The organism is Pontibacter sp. YIM B11418, assembly GCF_059278805.1.
Genome location: NZ_JCAEMH010000001.1, coordinates 347,318 through 367,907 on the forward strand (window position 1 = coordinate 347,318; position 20,590 = coordinate 367,907).

A 20,590-nucleotide genomic window follows, 5' to 3' on the forward strand; every position below is an offset into this window, starting at 1 on the left:
TATGCACCGTGTTATGGGTTGTTATTCTCACATTTCAGGACTGATTTTAGATGAATTCGCATTCAAACAATTATAGCCTATTTGCTTTATAGCGCCAATTACGTTTGGTTCATCCTTCATTTTATGAACTATAATTACGTACTCGTCTGAATTCGTGTCAATGAAGCTTAATTGAAACCCGTCTTTTCTTAGTGCCTGGTCATACTCCTTGAAAACATTCTTATAAGACACAGATTTGTCTTTCCCATATTTCTCGGGGTCAGGTAAATCTATTGCAATATTAAAATTATCTCTCAATGAGCTATGAATCCTCCATTCTAAATCCTGAATCTCTTGCTTCCAATCTAATGCCATCATAAAATGGATTTCATTTTGATCAAGATATGACATAACAAAATTTAGTGTTGTCATATATTCACTATCACCATTATAATCCTTTAGATTATTAATGAAAGCAATTACTTCCTCTTTCTTCGGGTCTCGTAGGCCAATATTGATTAATTCAAGGTAACCTTGTTTTTGAGTGTTAAGAGTATCTTTTGGGTTGATCTTATTTTCCTGAGATATACGCTCACTAGAAGCTTTTTAAAGAAATCTAATATTCCCATATTCGAAACATTCTGAAGGTTTTTATTTTCTACTATACTGTTGCATGAGGTAAATCAGTACTGACTGAAATTAATAAATATTAGTAATCATATTAAGCGTTCATTTTTAATTATCCACAACACAGGTATAGGTATACCTTATTTGATGTCACGCAATTTTGTCCTCACCTCATCCACAGCTTTCTCCATGGCCTGTACCTGCTGGCGGCTGGCCTCCTGCTGCTTCACGTTCAGCTCCACATTCTGCTCCAGTTGGCGCAGTTCGTCGGCATTACGTACCAACTCGGCTTCCAACTCCTGTTTGCGCTTCTTGTTTCGTTCTATGCCCAGTTGCAGATCATTGGCCTGCTTCACGACACGGTCCTGCTCCTTTTTGGTGCTGCGCAGCACTGCTTCGGCCTCGTTGATCTGTAGCAGCACGTCTTCCTGGTACAGCTTTTTGCCGAAGCTTTCCATAAACTGCTCTGCAGCGGCGTATACTTCAGGATTCGTTTCTTTGTCAAGATGCGATGTGCCCATGTCCAGCGACCACCATACGTAGCTGCCCCTGGTATGGGTGCCAACCGTGGAAATGATGCGTACAGGCTCTTTGCTGATGTTTTTCAGCTTTGCCTCCTCCACGGTATAAACGCCCTTGGAGTGTTTCACCTTCCCCGCTTCCTCCGACAAATGGTCTTTCCAGATCTTCTCTACAAACTTAGGGTCCAGTTGCACGCTCAGCTGCTGGCCGTTACGCTTGATGCCGCTTACCACCTGTTCGTTTTCTTCTACACGCATCACCTGCGCACTTGCCATACCTGATACCAGCAACATGGCCGCTACCAACAATCCTTTTACTCGCATACTCTACTTAGAAATAATGATTTGACAGGAACAATCGTATACCTACGAAAATAGTTAATCCATAGCAGATTTCAGATATAAGATCCCAGATTAATTTAGGGACTGTTCTGTTTGGGTTTAGGGGCTGCGAAGCTTACCTTTGTAGGTTTACAGCCCGGCTAGCCCAATGTGAATTTTTCACGTACGCGAACAATAACACAGCCCACCTGTTTGAACCGCAATGAAAATAACGATCTGCAGAAAAGAGCACTTTAATGCCGCCCACCGCCTGCACAATCCGGCCTGGAGCGACGAGCAGAACGCAGAGGTTTTCGGACTGTGCAACAACCCCAACTACCACGGGCACAACTACGAGCTCATCGTGAAGCTGACGGGCGCTGTGGACGAGGAGACCGGCTATGTGTACGACATGAAGAAGCTCAGCGAGTTGGTAAAAGAAGAGGTAATAGACAGGTTTGACCACAAAAACCTCAACCTCGACACCGAGGAATTCCGGCAGCTGAACCCCACCGCCGAGCACATTGCCATGGTGATCTGGGAGCGATTGCGGGAAAAAATAAGCCGGGAGTATGAACTGGCAGTAACGCTTTATGAAACTGAAAGAAACTTTGTTGAATATAATGGATAACCAGGACCTGGGCCCCGACGCGGAGGAGCTAGACGACCACATGATGGGCTCTCTGGAAACGCCGCTGCGCCCTGACGCATTTGACCTTTCTGACGCTGAGAAAATCGTGATCATTGAAAGGCACTTCCGCGAAATCATGCATACCATGGGCCTCGACCTCACAGACGATAGCCTGAAAGGAACGCCGCTACGTGTTGCTAAAATGTATGTGCAGGAAATTTTCAGTGGCCTGCACCCCGAAAACAAGCCGGTTCTCCGCCGATTTGAGAATAAGTATAAGTACAAACAGATGCTCGTGGAGCGCGATATCACCGTGTACTCCTCCTGCGAGCACCACTTCGTGCCCATCATTGGCAAAGCCCATGTGGCCTATATGCCCAATGAGCATGTGATCGGCCTTTCCAAACTGAACCGGATTGTGCAGTACTACGCCCGCCGTCCGCAGGTACAGGAGCGTATGACCATGCAGATTGCCAACGAGCTGAAGCAGGCGTTGCAGACCGAGAACGTGGCCGTGCTGATTGAGGCGGATCACCTTTGTGTGATGAGCCGTGGCGTGAACGACGTAAGCAGCAGCACCATCACAGCGGAGTACTCCGGCCTTTTTGAGCAGGACCAGTACCGCAACGAGTTCCTGAACCACATCCGGAAGAAATAAGCCCCGCTGTTAGAGCGAACCTTTGCGCTGCCAGCCGGTTTCGATCGTTGAAAGCAACTTTCAGTTAGTCCTTACGCGTATAGATATATTTCTATATAATTTATAACAACGATTAGTACTTATGGCTGAGAAAATACTCATATCAGGTGGTTCAGGACTAATCGGGTTACGTCTTTCGGAGATGCTGATCGATCAGGGCTATGAGGTGGCGCATCTGTCCCGAAATCCCGACAAATTCTCTCACTATAAGACTTTCCGCTGGAATATAGAGAAATCTACTATTGACGAGAATGCCATCACGCACGCTGACTACATTATTCACCTGGCGGGTGCCGGACTGGCAGAGGAGAAATGGACGAAAGAACGCAAGCAGGAGATTTTGCGCAGCCGGGTAGATAGCACGCAACTGCTACTCAACAGTCTCCGCCAGCAAAATCACCACGTCAAAGGCTTCATTTCGGCTTCGGCTATCGGCATTTACGGTAACTCAGGTGACCAGCTGATGTCGGAGGAGAGCAGCTACGGCGAGGACTTTATGGCTGAAGTGTGCAAAGCCTGGGAGGCAGCCGTGTGGCAAATCAAAGACCTGGGTATACGCACCGTCATCCTGCGCACAGGTATAGCGCTGAGCGAAAAAGGTGGCGCGCTGCCGCAAATGGCCCGGCCGATCAAAATGATGGCAGGCGCCCCGCTCGGCAGCGGTAAACAATACATGTCCTGGATTCACATCGACGACCTGTGCCGCCTTTACATCCGGGCTATTGAAGACACCCAATTTACTGGCGTATACAATGCCGTTGCGCCCCACCCTGTCACCAACCAGGAGTTTACCGAAGCTTTGGCCGAAGCCATGAACAAACCGTTGGTATTGCCTAAAGTACCATCTTTCGCCCTCAACCTGATGCTCGGTGAGATGAGTGATGTGGTGCTAAGTGGCCAGCGTGTGAGCGCCAATAAGGTGATGCAGACCGGTTTTACTTTCGAGTACAATTACCTGGATGAGGCACTGGAGTCGTTTTACAGCAAGAGCAAAGACAAAAGCTAATTCCCTATACCTGCCTGACAGGTGTTCACAGGTATAGCACATTCCTTAAAACAGCAGCGCCGGCTATAAGTATAGTCGGCGCTGCTGTTTTTCTATGGGTTAGGTATAGCCTAAAACATGTCTATCAATTCAGGAATCTCAAAATTCAAGTCGAGGAAAAGGGAGTCGGGCTCAGCTTTTGGCAGCACGGTGGTGCAGTTGTACTTCTTGCTGATCTTAACGGTTGGCTTAGGGAAGCGGCCCATGGTATAGCCCAGGTCTTTGTCTTGGTAGATTCGCTCCATGAAAAGGCCGTATACCGGCAGTGCCGTCTTGGAGCCTTCGCCCAGGCTGGAGGTACGGAAGTGGATGCTGCGGTCCTCGCCGCCTACCCACACCCCTGTTACCAGATCTTTAGTTACGCCCATAAACCAGCCGTCGGAGTGATTGGAGGTGGTACCGGTCTTGCCGCCGATCTCGTTGCCCTTCCAGAGGTCGTATTCCCAAAGTGCCTGCGAGGTACCACCGGGCTCTTCTATACCTCCTTTGAGCATGTGCATCATCAGGAAAGCCGTTTCTTCACTTAATACCTTCTTCTGTTCCGGCACAAACTGCTCGATCAGGTTGCCGTCACGGTCTTCGATGCGGGTGATGAAACGCGGCTCAGTATGGAAACCGTGGTTAGGGAACGTACCGTAGGCTCCTACCATCTCATAAACCGACACGTCGCTCGGACCCAGGCCAATAGACGGCACCTTATCCAGCGGGCTGGTAATGCCCAGCTTGTGCGCATAGTCGACCACGGTTTCCCAACCTACCAGCTCCGTGAGTTGCGCAGTCAGAGAGTTCACCGATTTGCCCATGCCACGGCGCAGCGTCATCGGGGCTCCGGTATACTGCCAGTCGGCGTTGTTCGGTGACCAGCTTTTCTTCTCCCCTTTTTCTACATAATTGATGGTGATGCGTGTGTCCACAATCTTGTCGCAAGGCGAATAGCCGTTGTCGATGGCGGCCACGTACACGAATGGTTTGAAAGTAGAGCCCGGCTGGCGACGCGCCTGCTTCACGTGGTCGAACTTGAAGTACTTGTAGTTAATACCGCCCACCCAGGCTTTGATCTCGCCGGAAAAGGGGTCCATCGTCATCATACCGCCGTGCAGGAAGCGTTTGTAATAGCGCAGTGAGTCCAATGGGGACATGGTCATTTTTTTCTCGCGTTCCGGGTTATCCCAGGTAAACACCATCATGTCGCGCGGCGTGTTCAATTCTTTGTTGATCGCGGCTGTATTGTCGCCATGCTTCTTTTTGAGGCGCTTGTAGTAGTCCGTGCGCTTGATGGTTTCTTCTATGAAGCCCGGAATTTCATTGTTCTTCTCGTCAACCCAGGGATTTTTGCCCTTCCAGTGGTTGTCGAAGCGGCGCTGCAGCGTGCGCATCTGCTGCTCCATGGCCGCCTCGGCATGCGCCTGTACGCGCGAATCGATGGTGGTGTATACCTTCAGGCCGTCGCGGTAAAGGTCGTAGCCGTTCTGTTTGCACCATTCCTTCATAAAGTCAGCCACAGCTCCCCGGAAGTAAGTAGCAGGCCCGTCGTAGTGGTTCTCTACTTTATAGTCCAGCTCCAGCGGCACTTGGCTCAGCAAGTCGGCTTGCGCCTGGGTGAGGTAGTTATACTTGGCCATCTGCGCCAGAACCGTGTTGCGACGGCGGGTGGCGTTTTCGGGGTTGAAGCGGGGACTGTAGTAAGTCGGCGCTTTGAGCAAACCCACCAGCACGGCCGCCTGCTCCGGCTTGAGGCTATCGGGCGAGGTATTAAAAAAGGTCTTGGAGGCTACCTGTATACCAAACGAGTTACTGCCGAAGTCCACGGTGTTGAGGTACATGGCCAGGATCTCTTCCTTGGTATAGCGCTGCTCGAGCTTGATAGCAGTGAGCCATTCCTTCGTTTTGGAGATGACAATGTTCAGCCCAGGTATGTGGCCCAGCACTCCCTTTGCGTCGTCGGTTCGGGTCTTGTACAGGTTTTTGGCCAGCTGCTGCGTAATGGTACTACCGCCCCGGCTTTCGCCGCGCAGGTTGTCGTACACGGCACCGAAAATAGCCGTCGGGTCTATACCTGCGTGCTCATAAAAACGGATATCCTCGGTGGCAATCAACGCATTGATGAGCGTCGGCGACATCTCTTTATAGCCCACTGGACTGCGGTTTTCACGGAAGTATTTTCCGATCAACTGCCCATCGGCGGTATAAAGTTCGGAGGCCTGGTCGCTACGCGGATTTTCCAGCCTGTCCAGACTTGGGGATGAGCCGAAGAGGTAAAAGAAGTTATACTCCACACTCACCAGGTAGCCAACCACCACCATCAGTCCCAACAGAAACAGCTTCCAGGTATAACCAATGATGTGTCCGTAAACGGACTTTCTCCTTTTAACCGGTTGCTTTACTTGTTCTTTTTCTTGCTCTTGCAGCATGTTATTTCATCAGGGCAAACTGCCTGTATTTTTACGGATCACTTCTCTCTAATCTACTGCAAATATACCTTTTGTGTACAAATACTTTCTCAGAAACGGATAAAACTTAGCAAGCGATATGCAGAAGCTGTTATAACTTTGGCAGGCCCTGCCTATCTTTGCCGCACAGCATTACCCACATAACCATGCAAGAGCAATTACAGGCAGCGTTCGACAAGATTAAGGGGCTGCCACTGACCAAAACCACCCGCAGCGAACTGGTACAGTACTTCCACTTCGGCAAAACCAGCTATACCACGCCGCAAGGATTGATTCTGGACGTTGGCCTCTATACCCTGGCCGTGAACTGCCCCTGGACCTTCGAGCTTGCCAACGGCGAGACCATCAAGCACAGCGAGGTCTTCATGCGCAAGCGCGAGCCCGGTCTCCCTTCTCTCAAATTCGACTGGAAAGTACCCGGTGCCAACCTCCGCGACCAGCGTCTGCAGGGGCTGGTGATCAGCAGTCAGGCGCTGGCTGTGGAAAGCGCAGAAATAAAAGACGCATACGGTATAGCCCTGACTTTTGTGAACGGTGACCGCCTGACCTTAGCGCCTGACTTGGGTAAGCCACAGGAAGAATACTGGCAGCTGTTCAGCAATTCTGGGGATAACTTCAGCATTGGGGCTGGTGCTGCAGGAATCGTGGAAAGTAACTGAGTTTGCATACCTTTACCCCATGAGAAAACTGCTACAAATCACAGGTATAGCGCTGGCACTCAGCCTTTGCTGCACGTTAGGTGCCCAGGCGCAATCCAAAGCAAAGCCTGCTGCCAAAAAGGCTCCGGCTACTACATCTGGTGAGACGGATTTGAGCCAGATGAAAACTTACTACATGGCGCTGCTCAAAAAAGGTCCTCACCAGCCCACCGACACAGCCGAAGTGAACAGCATCCAGCGCGGGCACATGGCGCATATCCGGAAGATGGCCGCTGATGGCAAACTAGTGATGGCTGGCCCATTCCTGGACAACGGTGAGCTGCGTGGTATTTTCATTTTTGATGTAGCTACTTTGGAGGAAGCGCAGGCACTGACCGAGGCAGATCCGGCCGTAAAAGCTGGTAAACTGATCATGGAACTACATCCCTGGATGAGCCAGCGCGGCACAAAGCTGCCGTAGTAACTTTTATAGGCAGAGGGCAGTATGCGAACAAAACAATCGCTGCTGCCCTTGAACTTCCGCCTGCACCTTTTCGAGTTAGAAGACCAACCCTGGTTTCCGCACATTTTCAGGCAGGGCATGCTCGATTTCCTGCGCTTCATGATCTCGAAGCTCGGAGCTTACGGCCCTGCTATACCTTTGCTGGAGGATCTGCTCCGTAGCAGCGACCAGACACACTTCACTGACCTTTGCTCCGGCGCCGGCGGCGGCATAGCAGGTATACGCGAGGCACTGAGCCAGCGCATGGGAGTGCCTGTGCGCGTCACCTTATCTGACCTATACCCTAATATCGGCGCCTACGAATTTCTGCACGCTGAGTCCGGAGGTCTGATCGATTTCATTGCATCTCCAGTGGATGTCACCAATGTACCACCCAAGGTAAAAGGCGTACGCACCATCTTTTCCTCATTTCACCATTTCAGACCGCAGCAGGCAGTAGCCATTTTGCAAAATGCCGTCGACCAACGTGCACCTATCGGCATTTTTGAAGGGGGTGGCAAAACCTGGGCCGAACTGATCATTTTCCTGCTTACCTTCCCGATCATTATTCTGCTGGTAACACCTTTTATCAGGCCTTTTAAACTCAGCCGACTCTTGTTCACGTACCTTATACCAATCATCCCGCTCGGTATCATGTGGGATGGCCTGGTATCGCTGTTCAGGCTTTACAACCCACGGATGCTCGATGAGTTGCTGGCGCACGTCCAGACACCGCCCGGCTATACCTGGCGCAGCGGCATTGTCGGTACCGGACCGGGTCAGCAGGTTATTTATCTGCTTGGCTATCCGGATTAATAAAATTGCTGATTGCTGTATAGGCAGGTTTCAACATTAAAAAAGAGTAAAGTCTGATCTGAGAATTAAAAACCTGAGATGAAAGAGTTTTGGTAAATGAGACAAAAACAATCAACAAATAACAATCAACAATTCACACCTTGAAACCAGTCGCTATACCTGTCATCGGAAAATACGGCAGCGCCCTGACCCTCATGCGGATTCCGTTTTCGGTATACCTGATGCCGGTGTACTGGTTTGCGCTCAGCGTGACGGATGGCTATACCTGGTGGCGGGCAGCGGCTGTGTTCCTGGTTCTGCATGTGTTGGTATACCCTGCCAGCAACGGTTATAACTCATACCACGACCGCGACGAAGGCAGTATTGGTGGGCTGCGGCAACCGCCTAAAGTCACGCAGGAGTTGTTTCACCTGGTGCTGCTTTTTGATGTACTGGCCGTGTTGCTTAGCTTTTTACTTTCTCCTCTGTTTGCTTTGATGGTTGCGCTATACCTGCTGGTTTCCAAAGCCTACAGCGACCGGGACATCCGGCTCAAGAAATATCCGGTCATTAGCACACTGGTTGTTACAATTTTTCAGGGAGCCTTCACTTTTCTGATGGTACAGGTGGGGGGTGGTCTGGACATGCAGCAAATCCTGCAAGCGCCCAACGTCTGGTTTGCCTTGGTGAGCACGCTCTTTCTTTGTGGCTCCTATCCGCTCACGCAAATTTACCAGCACCAGGAAGACAGTGCACGAGGAGACAAAACACTGAGCTTACTGCTAGGTATACGGGGTACTTTCGTGTTTGCAGGTATAGCGCTGAGCCTGGGAGCAGCCCTTCTGATCGGGCTATACCTGGCGCTGGGTCAGTTGCTCAACATTCTCGTTTTTATACTTTTCACTGCTCCAATTACTTATTTTTTCCTGAATTGGGTGCGAAGGTCATGGCAGAACCCTGAGGAGGTAAACTTCGAAAACACGATGCGCATGAACAAGATCTCGTCACTCTGTATCAGCCTGGCGTTTTTCCTGATACTCCTGCTACGCACTGTTTATACCTCGTAAACATCCTGCAGGCCAGCCTCTTATAACTACATAGCCTGATTTCGTATAACAGCAAAAACCGTCTCCACATGAAATTTCTCTACGCTGTAATAGGCGGACTTGCCGCCACCGCCGCCATGACCGCCTTCCTATACCTGCTCTCATTTGCGACGCACCGCGTTATGAAGGTAATCCGGATACTGGGCACTATGCTCACGAACCGCACGCAACCTGATGGTTCACTCTCGGAAGCCACCAGCACCAAGGTATATGGCACCGTAGCGCACTACCTGGTCGGGATTATTTTCGCGCTGTTCTACATTGCGCTGTGGCACTCAGGTGTCGGGCTTATCAATGCTTCCTGGGGCTTCCTTTTCGGATTAGCCCATGGTCTGATGGCAATGTTCATCTGGTACCTGTTTTTTCTGGTGCATCCCAGACCACCTCTCATAGCGCTCCGCACCTACTTGATCACACTCATTTTTGCGCACATCGTTTATGGCGTGGTGCTGACTTATACCGTCTATCTGCTAGCTAAGCCAGATTATCCGTTTTGGAGTTAGGTGGATTGAGTGATTTAGTGAATGAGTGATTTTTGATTCGGTGAGTTTTTGAACTATAACAGCTTCTTTTTGATTTCACAGGAAACTTAACTAAAGCACTGTGGATAAAGAACGTCTACCTAAATACCAATTTGCTGAACTTTTCAGGCAGCGTACCAAGCGGCTTGCCTTAGATGTAATCAGGTTTAGCAAGCAATTGCCGAAAACGGAGGAAGCAACTATTATGAAGCGACAATTGTTACGCTCTGCCACATCAGTTGCGGCCAACTATAGGGCGGCCTGTAGAGCCTGGTCATCAGCAGAATTTTATGCTAAGCTTTGCATTGTGGTGGAGGAGGCCGACGAAAGTCTCTTCTGGCTTGAGCTTTTGGAAGAATCCGGCACCACTTCAACTACTGCCGTCCTAAACCTGCAAAAGGAATTCACTGAAGTTCTATCCATCATGGCCAAAGCACGAAAATCCATGAATAAATAAAAGATTCACCAATCAAAAATCACTCATTCACCAATTCACTAAACCACTCATTCACTCAATCAGTTCAAATAAAAAAAGACGCCCCCTGTGCCAAGTAGCACAGGGGGCGTCTTTTTTTATTTGAACTACGCCTTATCCGTTCATCGAGATCAGGAACTCTTCGTTGCTCTTGGTTCCCTGCATTCTGTCTTTCAGGAATTCCATGGCTTCCACGGAGTTCATATCGGACATAAACTTGCGCAGGATCCAGATACGGTTCAGTTCGTCGCGATCCATGAGCAGGTCTTCGCGGCGTGTACCTGAAGCCGGTACGTCGATAGCAGGGTAGATTCTGCGGTTGGCCAGTTTGCGGTCCAGTTGTAGTTCCATGTTACCGGTACCCTTAAATTCTTCGAAGATCACCTCGTCCATTTTAGAACCAGTGTCAATCAGGGCAGTCGCGATGATGGTCAGTGAGCCGCCATTCTCCACGTTACGGGCCGCACCGAAGAAACGCTTCGGCTTGTGCAGCGCGTTGGCATCTACACCACCCGACAGGATCTTGCCTGATGAAGGCACCACGGTGTTGTAGGCGCGTGCCAGACGCGTGATGGAGTCGAGCAGGATCACTACGTCGTGGCCGCACTCTACCATACGCTTGGCCTTGTCCAGTACAATGCTCGAAACCTTCACATGGCGCTCGGCAGTTTCGTCGAACGTAGAGGCAATTACCTCCGCTCTCACGCTGCGGGCCATATCAGTAACTTCTTCAGGGCGCTCGTCTATGAGCAGGATCATCAGGTATACTTCCGGATGGTTTTCGGAGATGGCGTTGGCAATCTCTTTCAGCAACACGGTCTTACCTGTTTTTGGCTGCGCCACGATCATACCACGCTGGCCTTTACCGATCGGGGCAAACAGATCGAGGATACGGGTTGAAAGCAGGTTAGGCTTGGTGGTCAGTTTCAAACGCTCTTCCGGGAAAAGCGGCGTCAGGTGCTGGAAAGGTATACGGTCACGGATCTCCTCTGTGGTACGTCCGTTCACCAAATCCACTTTAAGCAGGGCAAAGTACTTCTCCCCTTCTTTCGGCGGACGGATCTGGCCTTTTACAGTATCGCCTGTCTTCAGACCAAACAATTTGATTTGCGAAGGAGACACATAGATATCATCTGGCGAGGCCAGGTAGTTATAGTGCGTAGAGCGAAGGAAGCCGTAGCCATCCTGCATCAGTTCCAACACACCTTCATTTAGGATTATTCCGTCAAACTCGCGGAAGTTATTGCTGCTTGCGGCCGCATTCTGCTGACGGCGCGGTGCGTTATCTCCACCACGGTTCTGGTCATTGCGGCTATCACTGCGGTTTCCGACTTCAGGGCGCTGCTCGCGTTGCTGCTCTGCACGGTTTCCAACCTCAGGGCGCTGTTCACGCTGCTCTGTGCGGTTGTCGTTTCTTTCATTCCGATCGTTGCGCTCAGGACGCTGGGTCTCAGTTCTCTCAACACGTTCCGGACGCTGCTCCGTTCTCTCAGCGCGTTCTGGGCGGGCCTCTGTGCGCTCAACACGCTGTTCCTGACGCTGCTCACGCGGGGCGCCATCATTGCGGTTGTCGCGGCGGGTGGTTACACGCTCACGCTGCGGACCATGGTCTTTTACGGGGGCTGCCTGTTGTACTAAAGTCGGACTGGTTTGTTCGCGGCGGGCTGCTTCGCGGGCAGGTTTTGGCTGGGCTGTCGTTTCGGCTACAGGGGCCGCCTGCTCTTCATTCACCTCTTTCTCTTCACTGATGGTAATTGTGTTTTCAGTAGCTGCGGTTTCGCTGGCGACGGCTGTGCTAGAGGAGGATTTTACTTTTTTGGGCAATTTGTCGGGAGGGGTAATGGCTTGCTGATCAAGGATTTTGTAGACGAGATCCTGTTTGCTGAGTTTCTTGAAATTCTTGACACCCAGGTCTTCTGCAATTTCCTTGAGTTCTGAAAGAAGCCTATCTTTCAATTCTTCAATTTTGTACATAAATGTGGTATGGTAGTTAAATTAACCTGCTTGGCACGCATGGGCGGACGCAGCGAGAGCTTGACTTATTAATTCGGAAAATGAATGAATGCGATAGAGTTTTGTGCGGCTCAGGATAGGGCCTGCCATAAATTGCACTGCAATGTTATTGCAATGCTTAGTAATTAACAAATATTAGCGGGGAATTTGTTGAAAATGTTTCAGTTTTTCCTTAAAAGATTTCGCAAATGCCGCTAACAACCTAAAAAAGTATATTTTTGCAGCTACACAACGACCCAAACTATGCTACAGCTAAACGTTTTAAGAGAGCAGACAGCGCTTGTGATAGCTGGACTTACCAAGAAAAACTACAAAAATGCCGCCCAAGAGGTAGAGGCCATTGTAGCCCTGGACCAGCAGCGCCGACAGGTGCAAAGCCAGCACGATGAGCTGCAGGCCCGCGCCAATGCCATCTCAAAAGAGATCGGTATACTGATGAAGAACGGCGACCGCGAAAAAGCGGAAGCCTCCAAAGCAGAAACATCAGAGTTAAAGCAGCAGACCAAATCGCTGAGTGAGCAGTTGGCCGCCATCGAAGAGCAAATACAGCAAGCACTATACAAGTTGCCGAACCTTCCGCATGCAAGTGTTCCTGAAGGTAGAACAGCAGAAGACAACGAAGTAGTTCTGCAACACGGTGAAATTCCTACCTTGCACGAAGGCGCCCTGCCACATTGGGAGCTGATTCAGCAATACGACATCATCGACTTCGAACTAGGCAACAAGATTTCCGGCGCTGGCTTTCCGGTATACAAGAAGCAAGGTGCCCGCCTGCAGCGTGCCCTCATCAACTTCTTCCTGGACGAGGCCATGAAAGCCGGCTACATGGAAGTGCAGCCGCCGATTTTGGTGAACGAAGCCTCAGGCTACGGCACCGGTCAGCTGCCTGACAAAGACGGCCAGATGTACCACGCCACAGAAGACAACCTATACCTGATCCCGACGGCCGAGGTGCCGATCACAAACCTTTACCGCGACGTGATTGTGCCGGTGGAGCAACTGCCGATCAAAAACGCCGGCCATACGCCCTGTTTCAGAAGAGAGGCTGGATCGTGGGGAGCCGATGTGCGTGGCCTGAACCGTCTGCACCAGTTCGACAAGGTAGAGATTGTGCAGATTACGCTGCCAGAAAAGTCTTATGAAACACTCGAGGAAATGAGCAGCTATATTCAGGGTTTGTTGCAGAAACTGGAGCTCCCTTACCGTGTGCTGCGACTGTGCGGCGGCGATATGGGCTTTACCTCTGCCCTCACCTACGATATGGAAGTATACTCTACTGCCCAGAACCGCTGGCTGGAAGTAAGCTCTGCCTCTAACTTTGAGACTTACCAGTCAAACCGCCTGAAGCTGCGCTCCAAAACCGAGTCAGGTAAGACACAGCTGCTGCACACGCTCAATGGTAGTGCCCTGGCCCTGCCGCGCATTGTAGCTGCCCTCCTGGAGAACAACCAGACACCAGATGGCATCAACATGCCCAAAGTGCTACACCCATACCTGGGTTTTGAGAAGATTTCTTAGAAAGTGAAAATTTTAAAGTTGTAGAGATTCTTCTATACCTGAAAACAGAAGCGCCGCTGGGTTATTTCAGCGGCGCTTCTGTTTTTTTCTGGACCTATACCTTAACTCTTGATTGCAATTCTTAAAGTTAGAGATTGAGGATTCATTCTTTGATCATCTTCAGATTGCTACACCCCCAAATCGGCGACCTATCCGAACTGCTCCAGGTACTGCTGGTAATAATTCTTAAGCTTGTACTTTTTGAGAGTTTCGTTTCTGGCCTGCTGTATACCTGCTTCGGTAAGGGACGTTTGCGAGAGCAGTTTTTGCAACGGACTTTCAGGTGCTTCTTCTGCCGAGTTCAGCGTTGCTTCCTCATACCTGGCCAGGAATTGCTCTGTCAGGGCCAGCTTGTTTTTCTGGACCAGCACAAAGCCAACCGACACCAGCTTTTCGAGTCCTTGTTCCAGGTCTTGCAATGCCAGCACGTCGCCGTCCAGAGCATCGATCATCAGCAACACATCCTGCAGCGTAGCACCTCCCTCGCCGCCTGTCGCCAGCAGCAGGGCATCGAGTAGTTGCTCGTCGGTGGTTTGCCAATTCAAATTATATTTGGACATCTTAATTACTTTTCTGAAACTTTATAGGTGTCATGCGCACAAAAACAGCAGCTGGCATTTTCATTTGCAAAACTACAGCTATCCTACTTTATCTGAAACAACCTTTTATCATCTTATACACATGCATTTCAAAAACAAGATTGCCTGGCTATACCTGTTAGTAGCCTTCCTTATCTGCCCTACCCTCAGCCAGGCCCAGAAAGTAAAATCAAAACCAGCCAAAGCGACTACGGCCAAGGCACAACCTGTTGCTTCGGCCAAATCGCTGCTCTGGGAGATCAGCGGCAATGGATTGAAGCAACCCTCATACCTGTATGGCACTTACCACCTGCTCAACTCCAGCTACCTGGACACGACACCGGAAGTAATGGAGCGCTTCATGGAAAGCCACGGCCTGGTAGTAGAAACAGAAATCGACTCAGCTATGATGATGCAGTTGGGTTCTAAAATGGTCATGCAGGATAACAAGCTTTCAACTTTGCTGAGCAAAGAAGATTATGCGCTGGTGAACGCGGAAGTGAAAGAAAAGTATGGCTTTGAGCTGAGCATGGCCGACCAGATGAAACCGATGACGGTGATGCTGATGCTCTCTATGAAAGACTACCAGGACATGGAAGTACTGAAAAAATATACAGGCCAGCCACTGGATATGTACTTTACCAGCCACACCAAGAAAAGCAATAAGAAAGTGAGCACGCTCGAGACCATGGAGCAGCAGTTTGACCTGCTTTACAACCACTATCCGCTGGATAAACAGGCAGAGCAACTCGTAGCTTACATCAAAAATAAAGATGTCGCTATGCAAATTTCAAACAAACTCGTGCAGTTGTATTTTGCTAAAGACCTGGATGGCATCTGGGCGCTATCGCAGGAATACAACGAGCTGACCGGTGGTGGCGACATGTCCTATATGACGGACGACCGTAACAAAGACTGGATGACTAAACTGCCTGCGATCATGAAAGAGCAGTCAACCTTTATTGCAGTTGGCGCAGCGCACCTACCAGGTGAAAACGGTCTGCTGAAGTTGTTGCAAAGAGCCGGTTATAACGTAAAACCACTCCAATAAATCAACTCGTCAGGTATAGCTATACCTAATAAAACAGCATCGCCCGCACAAGTCTATACCTGTGCGGGCGATGCTGTTTTATACCTGTTTCTTTATACAACGAAGCTGCTCTACAACTTATAAGGCTTTCGTTCGATAGCGCTGAAATCAATATCGCGCATGCACTTAAAATGACCTTTGGGGCACTTGCTATACCCTATTTTAGAGCAGGGCCGGCATGGCAGTCCGTTTACTTCGAGCACCTTATATCTGGTCCGGAAAGGGTACATGCCAAACTCAGGTATGGTGTTTCCCCAGACGCTGATGATATCCTTCTGGAAAGCCGCCGCAATGTGCATCAGACCTGTATCGTGACTGACCACCTGCTTTGCCTGCCGCACGAGTGAGGCTGAACCTGCCAGGCTATACCTGCCGCAGGCGTTGAAGATGGTTTTGGGAATGCTATGTATCTTAAAATAGGCTTCAATTACTTCCCCATTGGGACTGTCCTCCTTACCACCCAAAAGTATAATCGGCTGCTCAATAATTTGGCAAAGTTCGATGATACGTTTCACTGGCAAGCGCTTGGTATAATGCTGAGCTCCGATGGCAAAAGCTACATAGCCGTTCTGAAAACCAGCTGGCAAACTATGAATGTCTACTTCAGCATCAGCAGGTATAAAGTAGTCCAGTCCTTTGCCGTCGTCCTGTATACCTAATGGCGCAGCAGCAGCCAAGTAGCGTTCGACGATGTGCACATCGGGCAGGCGGTTCACTTTCAGGTTCACCATCAGCCACTTTTCGTAGTTTAGTTTATCGAAGCTTTTGGAGGGCTTGCCTAGTCTTGTTTTGATGATACGCGTGCGCAGGTTGTTGTGCAGGTCCACCACAAAATCGAAGTTCTCGGCCTTTAGTTGCTGCACCAGTTCGCCCAGGCTGTCGCCTAGCGTATGCACCTTATCGATGTAAGGGTTCGGCTCCAGTATACCTTTAAAGCCCTGCTTGGTACAATAATGCACCTCCGCCCCCGGCACTTGCTGCTTAATGCAGCGCACCACCGGCGTAGTCAGCACGATGTCGCCGATAGAGGAAAAACGGAGAATAAGTATCTTTTTCAAGGTGTAGGCTTAGATTCTATTATACCTTTGTCTATCAGCCATAGTCTTGCCTTCCGATAGTCTCGCTTAGCTGCTCTAATCATCAATGCCTGAGCCAATTGATTGTCTCCCAATTCTGAATGTAAAAGAGCACGCTGATAGTATGCAAATCCATTTTTGGGATTGAGTTTTATTATTTTATCATAACAAGAGAAGCTTTTTTTTGTATCTCCGATACAGAATAAAGTTTGCGCTAGGTTATGAAGAATGATTTTTTCATTAGGTTTCAAGGCCAATGCATTCTCAAGGTATTCAGCAGACTTACTATACTCTTTTAAATTATAGAAGCAAACCCCTAAGCCTTGTAGCGCAAAAGCATTCTCTGGATCCCTAGATAAACATCTGTTGAAGTATTCAATAGCCTTACTGTGCTCTCCTTTATCTAGATAAAATTGGCCTTCCTGTACTAATTCCTGTTCATCAAGCAAGTAAATTAAATGTTGTTCAACACCATTCAGCCCAGGTTGCATATCAAGGTACATTTTGCCTAAACGATCATTCTCCTTTATGTCTTCTTTAGGAAGATTGGTCCCTTTTGTATCAACAAAATAATTATTGAGAATTGATAGGTTAATCTGCAGTCCTGCCTTTAATTCCGCCATGTCTACTTTATTATGAAAAGAGCGTTTAGACTGTACCCAATCTAATGTATAACACAGAGCTTCCATTATAACTGATTTAGGCAATGGCAGGGTAAAGTCTGGCTTGTATCCACCCATCGGCTCAGGCTCAACCTCTCCTTTGTACTCATTCTCATCTAATACTTGTTCAAAGGCTGCAATTATGTTTCCTACAAACATTGAGTGGTCATAGTTATTCGAACTCCACTTTTCAGGCACTTTTAGCTCTTCTTCTTTAATGTTTACCAAAATAAGATATTCAGACTCTTGCCTTTTCCTGCCTAAAAAGTCTTTAGATCTAATCTCTTTTAAAGTTTTGAGCCAAAGGAGATGAAGATTAATCTCCTGCTTTCTAGAAAAGTCATTTGAAAGACCCGCCTTTAACAAATCTTCCTGTAGCCTTTTTAAAATTTTATCATATGGAGTATTCGTTACTAACTTATTAAAATGTGGAAATATTAGTTTCCCTAGGAACTGAAAAAATAGCCCTACTATAGTTACTCCTAATATAATATAAAAGTATTCCATTTAAAGGCGTAGTCTAGTTTCAGAAAGTATAATTACTTTATCTTCTCCTTCCGCGCTTTAAAATAAGCTTCCACTTCCTCCGCAGACTTCGCATTGAAGGTCATCTCTTTGGTAAGCCCGCCTTTGCGACCGACCAGCACGCCGTAGCGCATGTCGTCGTAGCCGCTGGTGTGGTGTGCATCCGGGTTAATGCTCAGCATTACGCCCTTCTCCTGCGCATAGTGTACCCAACGCCAATCGATGTCGAGGCGCCAGGGATTGGAGTTGATTTCGATGATGACGTTGTTGGCAGCACAGGCATCGATCACCATTTTGTGGTTGATCGGGTAGCCTTCGCGACGCAGCAGCAGACGCCCGGTCGGGTGGCCAAGCATGGTAGTATAAGGATTCTCGATGGCTGTGATCAGGCGGGTTGTAGCCTTTTGCTCATCCATGTTGAGGTTGCTGTGGATGCTGGCTACAATAAAGTCGAAAGTCTTCAGAATGTCTTCTTCATAATCCAGGGAGCCATCGCCCAGAATATCAGATTCTATACCTTTGAATATCTTAAAAGGAGCCAGTTTCTGGTTCAGCTCGTCAATCTCCTTTTGCTGACGCAGCACATCGCCTTCGCGCAATCCACCGGCATAAGCGGCCGTTTTGCTATGGTCGGATATTCCTAAATACTGGTAGCCCATGTCGCGGCAGTAAGTCGCCATTTGCTCCAGAGTATGGGCGCCGTCAGAGTAAGTGCTGTGGTTGTGCAGAATGCCTTTCAGATCGCTTAGTTCGAGCAACTTTGGCAGCTTGTTTTCCATGGCCAGCTGCAGTTCGTTGGTACCTTCCCGCAATTCGGGCACGATGTAGGCCATACCTGCCGAAGCGTAGATATCCTCTTCCGAACTGTGGCTGCTCTCGCGGGCTACGGTGAGCATGTTCTTATTGGCAGCAAATATCTGGGACAGGTGCTCTGGTGAAGAGGATCGTATGAAGCGTTCGTTCTGGAAATTAGCCGGGCTCGCAAAACGGATCTCAGTGGCTAGTCCGCTCAGACTGTGCTTGCCGCGCCATACCATAGGGCCGGAGCTTAGCTCGTCCTGTTGCAGTTCATCCAGTTTGTTCAGGGCTGCTTCTGCTTCCGTTGGATTATCAGTTCCTATCATCAGTTCCAGCTTCACTACAATCTCCAGACAGCGGCGCACATCGCCAACCAGCGCTACCTCAGCATCCGGAAGAGCCTGCTGTACCTGCTCCTGCAATGCCTGGGCAGCTGATTCGGCTTCTGCATAGAGTAGTTTGCCACGGTTCTGCTGCGTGAATAGCAGTGCCTGCTTGATGTTCTCCTGTGTCTTGGCTCCGAAACCCTTCAGCTTGCTCACTTTGTCCTGTTCGCAGGCGTCGAGCAGCTCCTCTACCGTCTCAGTACCAAGTTCCCGCCAGAGCGTTCGTACCTTTTTCGGGCCAATTCCCTTAATGCGTAACATTTCCACCACACCCGGCGGCGTTACCGACAGCAGCTGGTCCAGCTCCGCAAAAGAACCCGTTTCGGTTATCTCGATCACGCGGGCAGCGATGCTTTTGCCCACGCCGGTTATACCTTCCAGCTCGGCCTGACTTTTTAGCGCCAATGGCTCCTCTACCAATTCCAGCGCAGCGGCCCCGTTCACGTACGAGCGTACCTTAAACGGATTCTCGTCGTGCAGTTCCATGAGCTCGGCGGCCAGCTTAAACAGCTTTATGATTTTCTTATTTTCCAAGGCAATGTGTGTATGAGTACAAAGATAGAAAAAGCCGCCATACCTTTGCCACCCCTGCACGGCAGCCTTTTATATTACGGGGCTTCTATATAAAGCAGGAAATCCTTAACTTGGCTATCTATTCAGCTGTTTGAAAAAGACGCTATCAAAACAAATTATATGAAATACGCTTCGCTGCTATGCGTTCTGTGCCTCGTGCTGCTGGCCAATACCTGCCGTAAAAAGGCGGAGGCCGAACTCCTGGGCCAGACCTGGTTACACTCTTACGAAGAAGATGAAGACGACGTGCTCGTGTACCGCCCCAACACCTACGACTTTCCGCCCTCCAGAGGGCGAACCGGTTTTGCGCTGGAGCAAGAAGGCGTGGCCAAACAGTATGCCATCGCCCCTGCTGACGGGCTGGAGGAACACATCGGCATCTGGGAGTACAAAGACAAGAACACCATACGGGTGCACATCCAAGGCAACGGCTACCCCGAGCAGCGCTATACCATGGAAGTCGTGTCGCTCAAAGACAATGTGCTGAAGGTGCGAATAAAGCCTGAAGTGCAGGATTAGTAAAGGAGGTCTTTTCAGCAGATTGTAGCCGCATTAACAGATTTCAAATTCGTTTACCTATACCTTAAACATGCAATACTGGTTAGTAAAATCAGAACCCGAGGCCTATTCCTGGGCCAGATTTGTAAAAGAAGGCCGTGTCTGCTGGGATGGCGTTCGCAATTACCAGGCCCGCAACAACTTGCAGCTGATGCAGCCCGGCGACCTGGTGCTCTTTTACCACAGCGTGTCTGAAAAAGCCATTGTGGGCATGGCCAAAGTAGCGAAAGCCGCCTACCCTGACCCAAGCGCCGACGACCCGAAGTGGATGGCGGTAGACCTGGTGCCGGAAAGTGCGTTTAAGGCTCCCGTAACACTGGATCAGATTAAGAAAGACCCTCGCCTGGAAAACATCGCCCTGCTGCGCCAGTCGCGCCTGTCGGTGATGCCGCTCAAAGCTGAGGAATTTGACGTGTTGCTCGCCCTGGGCAATTAATCCGGGGCGGCTAGCCGCACGCAGGCACAA

The 20,590-nt window shown here is 49.5% G+C and carries 21 protein-coding genes; 13 read left to right on the forward strand and 8 right to left on the reverse strand.

All coding sequences use genetic code 11. The annotated features are described in order from the left end of the window. Window positions 1-27: 27 nt before the first annotated feature. A complete protein-coding gene (locus tag AC4QZR_RS01480; RefSeq protein ID WP_494479786.1) occupies window positions 28-567 on the reverse strand; it encodes a DUF6630 family protein in 540 nt (179 codons plus the stop codon). 179 nt (window positions 568-746) lie between these two features. After that, window positions 747-1,451 (reverse strand): DNA repair ATPase, encoded by a 705-nt coding sequence (locus AC4QZR_RS01485; protein ID WP_494479338.1) that lies wholly within the window; start codon window positions 1,449-1,451, stop codon window positions 747-749. Between the two features lie 220 nt (window positions 1,452-1,671). Between AC4QZR_RS01485 and AC4QZR_RS01490 the strand changes: the two genes are divergently transcribed. From AC4QZR_RS01490 to AC4QZR_RS01500, 3 genes are all read left to right on the forward strand, one after another. Then, entirely contained in the window at window positions 1,672-2,079 is a 408-nt protein-coding gene (locus AC4QZR_RS01490) for a 6-pyruvoyl trahydropterin synthase family protein (protein ID WP_494479339.1), read from the forward strand. Beyond that, a complete protein-coding gene (gene folE / locus AC4QZR_RS01495) occupies window positions 2,042-2,737 on the forward strand; it encodes a GTP cyclohydrolase I FolE (RefSeq protein WP_494479340.1) in 696 nt (231 codons plus the stop codon). Before AC4QZR_RS01490 ends, folE begins: the two co-directional genes overlap by 38 nt. 121 nt (window positions 2,738-2,858) lie before the next feature. Beyond that, window positions 2,859-3,782 (forward strand): TIGR01777 family oxidoreductase, encoded by a 924-nt coding sequence (locus AC4QZR_RS01500; protein WP_494479341.1) that lies wholly within the window; start codon window positions 2,859-2,861, stop codon window positions 3,780-3,782. A gap of 110 nt (window positions 3,783-3,892) precedes the next feature. On the opposite strand, the gene AC4QZR_RS01505 is transcribed toward AC4QZR_RS01500, so the two are convergent. After that, a complete protein-coding gene (locus AC4QZR_RS01505) occupies window positions 3,893-6,232 on the reverse strand; it encodes a penicillin-binding protein 1A (protein WP_494479342.1) in 2,340 nt (779 codons plus the stop codon). A 185-nt stretch (window positions 6,233-6,417) separates the two neighbouring features. On the opposite strand from AC4QZR_RS01505, the gene AC4QZR_RS01510 reads away from it, so the two are divergent. The 6 genes from AC4QZR_RS01510 to AC4QZR_RS01535 all read left to right on the forward strand — a co-directional run bounded on the left by AC4QZR_RS01510 (window position 6,418) and on the right by AC4QZR_RS01535 (window position 10,290). Next, a complete protein-coding gene (locus AC4QZR_RS01510; protein ID WP_253400737.1) occupies window positions 6,418-6,930 on the forward strand; it encodes a hypothetical protein in 513 nt (170 codons plus the stop codon). Window positions 6,931-6,949: 19 nt separating this feature from the next. Further along, on the forward strand, window positions 6,950-7,390 hold the full coding sequence (locus AC4QZR_RS01515) for a YciI family protein (RefSeq protein WP_494479343.1): 441 nt from the start codon (window positions 6,950-6,952) through the stop codon (window positions 7,388-7,390). Between the two features lie 24 nt (window positions 7,391-7,414). Next, entirely contained in the window at window positions 7,415-8,227 is an 813-nt protein-coding gene (locus AC4QZR_RS01520; RefSeq protein WP_494479344.1) for a class I SAM-dependent methyltransferase, read from the forward strand. A gap of 140 nt (window positions 8,228-8,367) precedes the next feature. After that, a complete protein-coding gene (locus tag AC4QZR_RS01525; protein WP_494479345.1) occupies window positions 8,368-9,273 on the forward strand; it encodes a UbiA family prenyltransferase in 906 nt (301 codons plus the stop codon). A 68-nt stretch (window positions 9,274-9,341) separates the two neighbouring features. After that, window positions 9,342-9,815 (forward strand): hypothetical protein, encoded by a 474-nt coding sequence (locus AC4QZR_RS01530; RefSeq protein ID WP_494479346.1) that lies wholly within the window; start codon window positions 9,342-9,344, stop codon window positions 9,813-9,815. A gap of 100 nt (window positions 9,816-9,915) precedes the next feature. Further along, window positions 9,916-10,290, forward strand: coding sequence for a four helix bundle protein (locus AC4QZR_RS01535; protein WP_494479347.1), 375 nt, complete (start codon window positions 9,916-9,918; stop codon window positions 10,288-10,290). Between the two features lie 132 nt (window positions 10,291-10,422). Here the strand turns inward: AC4QZR_RS01535 and rho are convergent, their stop codons facing one another. Beyond that, window positions 10,423-12,282, reverse strand: a complete 1,860-nt coding sequence (gene rho, locus AC4QZR_RS01540; protein ID WP_494479348.1) for a transcription termination factor Rho — start codon at window positions 12,280-12,282, stop codon at window positions 10,423-10,425. Window positions 12,283-12,564: 282 nt separating this feature from the next. On the opposite strand from rho, the gene serS reads away from it, so the two are divergent. Continuing rightward, window positions 12,565-13,839, forward strand: a complete 1,275-nt coding sequence (serS, locus tag AC4QZR_RS01545) for a serine--tRNA ligase (protein ID WP_494479349.1) — start codon at window positions 12,565-12,567, stop codon at window positions 13,837-13,839. A gap of 188 nt (window positions 13,840-14,027) precedes the next feature. Here the strand turns inward: serS and AC4QZR_RS01550 are convergent, their stop codons facing one another. Beyond that, window positions 14,028-14,438 (reverse strand): hypothetical protein, encoded by a 411-nt coding sequence (locus tag AC4QZR_RS01550; RefSeq protein ID WP_494479350.1) that lies wholly within the window; start codon window positions 14,436-14,438, stop codon window positions 14,028-14,030. Window positions 14,439-14,559: 121 nt separating this feature from the next. Between AC4QZR_RS01550 and AC4QZR_RS01555 the strand changes: the two genes are divergently transcribed. Continuing rightward, complete coding sequence (locus AC4QZR_RS01555) at window positions 14,560-15,507, forward strand: TraB/GumN family protein (RefSeq protein ID WP_494479351.1); 948 nt, start codon at window positions 14,560-14,562, stop codon at window positions 15,505-15,507. 110 nt (window positions 15,508-15,617) lie between these two features. On the opposite strand, the gene AC4QZR_RS01560 is transcribed toward AC4QZR_RS01555, so the two are convergent. The 3 genes from AC4QZR_RS01560 to polX are packed head-to-tail and all read right to left on the reverse strand — an operon-like array spanning window position 15,618 to window position 19,527. Further along, a complete protein-coding gene (locus AC4QZR_RS01560; RefSeq protein ID WP_494479352.1) occupies window positions 15,618-16,604 on the reverse strand; it encodes a glycosyltransferase family 9 protein in 987 nt (328 codons plus the stop codon). After that, window positions 16,601-17,791 (reverse strand): tetratricopeptide repeat protein, encoded by a 1,191-nt coding sequence (locus AC4QZR_RS01565; RefSeq protein WP_494479353.1) that lies wholly within the window; start codon window positions 17,789-17,791, stop codon window positions 16,601-16,603. The genes AC4QZR_RS01560 and AC4QZR_RS01565 overlap by 4 nt, the downstream gene beginning before the upstream one ends. Window positions 17,792-17,823: 32 nt before the next feature. Continuing rightward, complete coding sequence (polX, locus tag AC4QZR_RS01570) at window positions 17,824-19,527, reverse strand: DNA polymerase/3'-5' exonuclease PolX (protein WP_494479354.1); 1,704 nt, start codon at window positions 19,525-19,527, stop codon at window positions 17,824-17,826. A 159-nt stretch (window positions 19,528-19,686) separates the two neighbouring features. Between polX and AC4QZR_RS01575 the strand changes: the two genes are divergently transcribed. After that, window positions 19,687-20,085 (forward strand): hypothetical protein, encoded by a 399-nt coding sequence (locus AC4QZR_RS01575; protein WP_494479355.1) that lies wholly within the window; start codon window positions 19,687-19,689, stop codon window positions 20,083-20,085. A gap of 70 nt (window positions 20,086-20,155) precedes the next feature. After that, complete coding sequence (locus tag AC4QZR_RS01580) at window positions 20,156-20,560, forward strand: EVE domain-containing protein (protein ID WP_494479356.1); 405 nt, start codon at window positions 20,156-20,158, stop codon at window positions 20,558-20,560. Window positions 20,561-20,590: the final 30 nt, after the last annotated feature.

Excerpts from the sequence above, each read along its gene's own strand:
- AC4QZR_RS01500 (WP_494479341.1), top strand. The coding sequence starts at position 2,859 with ATGGCTGAGAAAATACTCATATCAGGTGGTTCAGGACTAATCGGGTTA.
- AC4QZR_RS01530 (WP_494479346.1), top strand. The coding sequence starts at position 9,342 with ATGAAATTTCTCTACGCTGTAATAGGCGGACTTGCCGCCACCGCCGCC.
- AC4QZR_RS01510 (WP_253400737.1), top strand. The coding sequence starts at position 6,418 with ATGCAAGAGCAATTACAGGCAGCGTTCGACAAGATTAAGGGGCTGCCA.
- rho (WP_494479348.1), bottom strand. The coding sequence starts at position 12,282 with ATGTACAAAATTGAAGAATTGAAAGATAGGCTTCTTTCAGAACTCAAG.
- AC4QZR_RS01485 (WP_494479338.1), bottom strand. The coding sequence starts at position 1,451 with ATGCGAGTAAAAGGATTGTTGGTAGCGGCCATGTTGCTGGTATCAGGT.
- AC4QZR_RS01550 (WP_494479350.1), bottom strand. The coding sequence starts at position 14,438 with ATGTCCAAATATAATTTGAATTGGCAAACCACCGACGAGCAACTACTC.
- AC4QZR_RS01505 (WP_494479342.1), bottom strand. The coding sequence starts at position 6,232 with ATGCTGCAAGAGCAAGAAAAAGAACAAGTAAAGCAACCGGTTAAAAGG.
- AC4QZR_RS01575 (WP_494479355.1), top strand. The coding sequence starts at position 19,687 with ATGAAATACGCTTCGCTGCTATGCGTTCTGTGCCTCGTGCTGCTGGCC.
- AC4QZR_RS01520 (WP_494479344.1), top strand. The coding sequence starts at position 7,415 with ATGCGAACAAAACAATCGCTGCTGCCCTTGAACTTCCGCCTGCACCTT.
- serS (WP_494479349.1), top strand. The coding sequence starts at position 12,565 with ATGCTACAGCTAAACGTTTTAAGAGAGCAGACAGCGCTTGTGATAGCT.
- AC4QZR_RS01555 (WP_494479351.1), top strand. The coding sequence starts at position 14,560 with ATGCATTTCAAAAACAAGATTGCCTGGCTATACCTGTTAGTAGCCTTC.
- AC4QZR_RS01565 (WP_494479353.1), bottom strand. The coding sequence starts at position 17,791 with ATGGAATACTTTTATATTATATTAGGAGTAACTATAGTAGGGCTATTT.
- AC4QZR_RS01490 (WP_494479339.1), top strand. The coding sequence starts at position 1,672 with ATGAAAATAACGATCTGCAGAAAAGAGCACTTTAATGCCGCCCACCGC.
- folE (WP_494479340.1), top strand. The coding sequence starts at position 2,042 with ATGAAACTGAAAGAAACTTTGTTGAATATAATGGATAACCAGGACCTG.
- AC4QZR_RS01515 (WP_494479343.1), top strand. The coding sequence starts at position 6,950 with ATGAGAAAACTGCTACAAATCACAGGTATAGCGCTGGCACTCAGCCTT.
- AC4QZR_RS01580 (WP_494479356.1), top strand. The coding sequence starts at position 20,156 with ATGCAATACTGGTTAGTAAAATCAGAACCCGAGGCCTATTCCTGGGCC.